At 60.0% G+C, this 4966-nt stretch carries 3 protein-coding genes and 1 pseudogene; 1 reads left to right on the forward strand and 3 read right to left on the reverse strand.

The annotated features are described in order from the left end of the window. A pseudogene (locus DI606_RS19425) lies at positions 1-734 on the forward strand (AsmA family protein); the annotation flags it as partial. 70 nt (positions 735-804) lie between these two features. Here DI606_RS19425 and DI606_RS19430 read toward each other — a convergent pair. The 3 genes from DI606_RS19430 to DI606_RS19440 form a co-directional block, all read right to left on the reverse strand. Further along, complete coding sequence (locus tag DI606_RS19430; protein WP_293985589.1) at positions 805-1248, reverse strand: hypothetical protein; 444 nt, start codon at positions 1246-1248, stop codon at positions 805-807. A gap of 90 nt (positions 1249-1338) precedes the next feature. Next, entirely contained in the window at positions 1339-3843 is a 2505-nt protein-coding gene (gene ligD / locus DI606_RS19435; RefSeq protein ID WP_293985590.1) for a DNA ligase D, read from the reverse strand. Next, a complete protein-coding gene (locus DI606_RS19440; protein WP_293985591.1) occupies positions 3843-4718 on the reverse strand; it encodes a Ku protein in 876 nt (291 codons plus the stop codon). Before DI606_RS19440 ends, ligD begins: the two co-directional genes overlap by 1 nt. Between the last annotated feature and the right edge of the window lie 248 nt (positions 4719-4966).

Genomic DNA, 4966 nt, shown 5'->3' on the forward strand with positions numbered 1-4966 from the left:
TGCTGCGGATCGAGAACATCGTTGCAGGAATGTCGAGTGGCAGGATGACAGGGCTGCTCGAGGTGGAACAGAGATACGGTGCTATACGTCCCAAGCTGACAATCGACCTCAAGTTCGCCGGTGGGCGCCTCGAGACGGTGATGGGCACCAAGGATATCACGGGCCCACTCCAAGGGCGCGTTGCATTAGTAGGCACGGGCGACACCATCCGAGAGGCATTGGGGACGGCAAATGGCCGCGCGGGACTGGCCGTGGAGGGTGGGACGATAAAGCGCACCTTCGCGGCTGTCTTGGGGCAGGATTTAGGAAAGGCGATAGGCACAGTCCTGCGTGACAAGGACGCGGTGGTCCCGTTGCGATGTCTTGTAGTCGGTTTTGCAGCTACCCGGGGTGATTTGGTAGCCAACCAATTCGTTGCAGACACGGCTATTTCATTGGGGACTGGAAAGGGGCTTATCTCGCTCGCGTCCGAGAGGATCAGCCTCTCGATCAGCGGTCAGTCCAGAAATCCGAGCGCCCTCAGACTGGAGGATCCGATCGGGGTAGGTGGAACGCTTTCCTCACCGACAATCTCTGCGGCTGGCGAACCACCAGGGAGCAAGCTCGACGGCGGCTCGGTTTTCTCTGCGGTTGGTAAGTCGATCGGTCGGGCTTTGGGAATTGGTAAGAAAGAACGGATCTCCGTCACTCCAAATCCCATCGACTGCAGAGTAGCAGCGCGTCAGGTCCTCTGAACCCGACCCTTGGTCGACCAACTAGCTGATCAACGGTCGAGGGCGGTGCAGCCAGGGCGATCAACCGCTCTCACTTGCCGGGTTTCGATAGCCGCTTGGCATTGCCGCTGACCCGCCTGTGGATCGGCGCTATAGAATTGGAGGGAAGGTTGATCAGCGAGGCGGCTGCCGCGAGGTTCTTCTCCGCGAGGCTGAACATCTCGGCTGGTCCCATGCGAGCCATGGACGCGTTTCCCAAAGCACGCGCATTCGCCTCCGTCGCTGAACGAAAGAGGTTGGCGCTGCGTTCGAAGTGTCGATGCGACTGGCCGAAGGCCTTCGTCTTCTCTGACACCATTAGGGTCAGCTCCCTGTGATTGGCCGCCCAGGGGTTGAATATCGCGGCGCCGATTATCGGCAGTCTGGCACCGAGAATTGTCGGGATACCCATCGCAGTCTCGGCGAGGGCGATGTTGGCCTGCATGACTTGAAACGGCCATGTCCATAGCGCCGTGAGATGCTCGAGCGTCCGCATAGGTCGATCTCCATTGCTGCAATGCAGCAACGCTGGATGCGTTATTTGGCTCCATAGTGACAACTACAACGAAGGCGGAGAAGCTGGCCTTTAGAGGGCTGGAAGCGCCTGGGTCGCGAAGCCCCATCCCTTGAGCGCCTTTTGCCGTTCTATGAGCGCCTCCGCGTCGTCGATGCTGAAGGGGTGGGCGTCCTCCATCTTACCGAGTTCGTCCCACCCGATGGGGATCGCCATTGGCGCGCCAGCCCGGGCCCGTGCGGAATACGGCAAGATGGCCGTGCTGCCGCGTTGGTTGCGAAGCCAGTCGATGAAGATGCGTTTCGCTCGCTTCGCCTTGCTCATTGTCGCGACGAAGCGGTCAGGCTCCGCTTCGCTGAGTGCCCGCGCGAAGCGCGAGGCGAAGTCCTTGTGTTCATCCCAGCTATGGCCAGGAGTAAGTGGCACGACGACATGCACGCCCTTGCCACCTGACAGCATCGCAAAGGATACGAGGCCGATGTCGCTGAGATGATCGCGGATGTCCTCGGCTGCCTTCCGCACCTTGGCGAAGTCCATTCCCTCGTCTGGATCAAGATCAAAGATCATGCGGTCGGCGTCAGCGCGCGAAGCCCAACCATGAAACTCGATAGTCCCCATCTGGACGCACTCCAGGACGCCTTCTGCATCCTCGACGAAGATGTAGTCTTCGCTTCCTCCGTCCTTCTCGCGGATAGGAACCTGCCGCACGTGCTTCCCGAATGTCCCGCCGTCGTGCTTCTGGAAGAAGCACTTCTTCGCACGACCTTGAGGACATCTCACCAGACTGATGGGCCGGTTCGCAAGAAAGGGTAGCATGAGAGGGGCGACGCGCTGGTAGTAGTCAGCGAGATCGCCCTTCGTCTGGCCGCTTTCAAATATTTCGCGATCACGATTGCTGATTTTTATTGAGGTCTCGACGGTCGGCGCCTTCTTCGCCCGTTCGGGGTTTACGGCCTTTACCGGCTTGTCGGACCGGAGCCCTAGGAAGCTGCCGTGGCGAACGCGACCCTCCCCGGTGAACTCGGCGAAGGCGATCTCCGCGACGAGCTTGGGCCTGATCCACTGTGCGCCGCGTGCTTCAACCCGTGGAACGTCAGCCGGCGGTTCATCGACAGCGATTTGAGCCATCGCCGCTTGAAGGCTTTCCATTGTGTCAGCATCGAAACCAGTGCCGACCTTGCCTTTGTAGATTAGCTTCTTTCCTTCATATTGGGCGAGGAGCAGCGACGCGAACGGGCGTCCCCGCGCGCTACTCTTCGTCCAGCCGATTAGAACAAACTCCTGCCGACGCGTGCACTTCACTTTCACCCAGTTGCGTGTTCGGTCGCTCCGGTATGGCGCATCGATCCGCTTGGCGATGATCCCTTCCTGTCCCGCCTCACACATCGAGCGGTATAGCTTCTCGCCCATGCCAATCACGTGGTCGGAGACGTGGATGGGATCCTCGGCGTCGGCAAGCAGAGCTTCGAGCCGTTCCTTCCGCTCCATCGTGGTGAGCGGCTTCAGATCCATGCCGTCGAGGGACAGCAGGTCGAATGCGAAGAAGTGGAAGGGCGTGTCCTCACGCTGAGAGCCGTGACCGCGCTTGAGGACCGATTGTAGGGCCGAGAAGCTCGGATTGCCGTTCTCTCCAAACGCTACGATCTCGCCGTCGATGAGCGCGGAGGGTAGGTCCAGCTCGGCAATCGCCTTGACGAGCGGTGTGAACTTCTCCGTCCAGTCCAACCCGTTGCGTGTGTAAAGCTCTACACGCGATCCACTTACTGCGATGAGCGCCCGATAGCCGTCATACTTGATCTCGTGAAGCCAGTCGTTGCCGGTGGGCACGGCATCGACAAGCGTCGCGAGCTGTGGCTTCACGAAGCGGGGAAGGGGGCCTTGCGTCGAACGAGCCTTGGATTTTCTCGACTTGTGCGTCACCTCCGCGTTGTGGGCGTGCGCTTCCGCCATCTTCTTCGCGAAGGTCTTCCCTTTTGCACCGGGAAGCGACTGTGTTCCCTCCCTATCAGCCTCGATCTCGGCCATCGTGCGGTCGGTTAGGACGCTGGTGAGTGAACGGTCGACGAGCGTGTCGCCGCTTCCCGCCTCGGCATCGTCGATCTTGCGCAATAGCCAGTTTTCGCGCTTCTCGCCCGGCCGGCCCTTCATACGGACGAGCAGCCACTCGCCCTTCATCCGCTCGCCATGCAGGATGAAATGGAGATGCCCGTCCTTGAGGTCGTCAGCGCTCTTGCCGGGGATCGGCTCCCAAGTGCCGCGATCCCACAACATGACAGTGCCGCCGCCATATTCGCCTTTCGGTATGCTCCCCTCGAACGTGCCATAGTCCAGCGGGTGATCCTCGGTTCGGACAGCGAGGCGCTTGTCGTTGGGGTCGAGGCTGGGCCCTTTAGTCACGGCCCAGCTCTTTAGAACGCCGTCGATCTCCAGTCGGAAGTCCCAATGCAGGCGGGTGGCTGCGTGCTTCTGAACCACGAAGCTGTTCCCGCCCTTCTTGGCGACCTTGCCGCGGGGCTCTCGCGTGCGCTTGAAGTCGCGCTTCGCGTTGTATGGCGCGAGGGCGTCCCTAGTGGCCATCAGGCCGACTTGCGGCGTGCGGGCGCCTTCTTTTGTGGGGTCTTTGCCGTCGCTGCCTTCTTGGCCGGTGTGGACTTGCGTGATCCCTCACCGGCCGACTTCTTGAGCGCTGCCATCAGATCGATCACATTGCCGCCCTTCCGGTCAGCCGGCTCGTCATCGACGTCCTCGAGCACGCGTTTGCCCTTCGACTTCTTCTTCTTGTCGATCAGGCGATGAAGCGCATCCACATAGCGGTCCTTGAATTCCTCCGGCCTGAAGGGAGCGGTCTTCTTGTCGATGATGCTGACCGCGAGATCGAGCATGTCTTCATCGGCAGTGTCGGCAGGTAGGCCGCGGAAATATGTCTGCGCCTTTGTCACTTCGTCTGCGTATCGGAGCACCTCAAGGATCATGCCGCGCCCGCACGGCTTCAGCGAGACGAGCAGCTCGCGTCCACGCACGGAAAGTTGGCCGAGGCCGACCTTCTTTGTCTGCCGGAGCGCATCGCGCAGCACGGCGTATGCCTCCTCAGCCAGGTCATCTGCGGGGACCACGAAGTAGGGCTTCTCATAGTAGAGAACGTCGATGGCGTCAGCCTCGACGAACTGGACGAGTTCCAGCGTTTTCTTGCTCTCGATCTTTACCGCATCGATCTCGTCCTGCTCGAGCAGCACGAAGTTGTTCTTGGAGGTCTCGTATCCCTTGAGGATTTCGTCCCGGTCAACCGGTCCAACGCCACTCACGACCTTCTCATAGTGGATTGGCTTGCCAGTGGGCTCGTGGATCTGCCGGAACGACACCGCCGCGCCCGACTTTGTCGCAGGATAGATTTCAACAGGGATCGAAACGAGCGCCAGCTTGATCTGACCCTGCCAGTATGCGCGTGTTGCCATCGGTGAACCTCCAGCGGTCCAGCGACCAAAACGCGAGGAAGTTCCTTGCAGAAGTCTTTCGAGACGAAGATTGTTACGCTCGAAGCACTATCGTGTAACAGGATACTAAATGGACGAAGAAGATATCCTGAAACTGATCGCCGAACTCCGGGTCGCGTCCGTCAATGTGGTGTAAATTCGGGTGTGGCCAGCGGGCTGCATTTTCAGGCGGCCTTGGGTGTAATCTGTAGCGGCTGAACCTCCTCGAT

This window comes from Sphingobium sp. (assembly GCF_003248505.1).
GTDB lineage: Bacteria > Pseudomonadota > Alphaproteobacteria > Sphingomonadales > Sphingomonadaceae > Sphingobium.

Excerpts from the sequence above, each read along its gene's own strand:
- DI606_RS19430 (WP_293985589.1), bottom strand. The coding sequence starts at position 1,248 with ATGCGGACGCTCGAGCATCTCACGGCGCTATGGACATGGCCGTTTCAA.
- ligD (WP_293985590.1), bottom strand. The coding sequence starts at position 3,843 with ATGGCCACTAGGGACGCCCTCGCGCCATACAACGCGAAGCGCGACTTC.
- DI606_RS19440 (WP_293985591.1), bottom strand. The coding sequence starts at position 4,718 with ATGGCAACACGCGCATACTGGCAGGGTCAGATCAAGCTGGCGCTCGTT.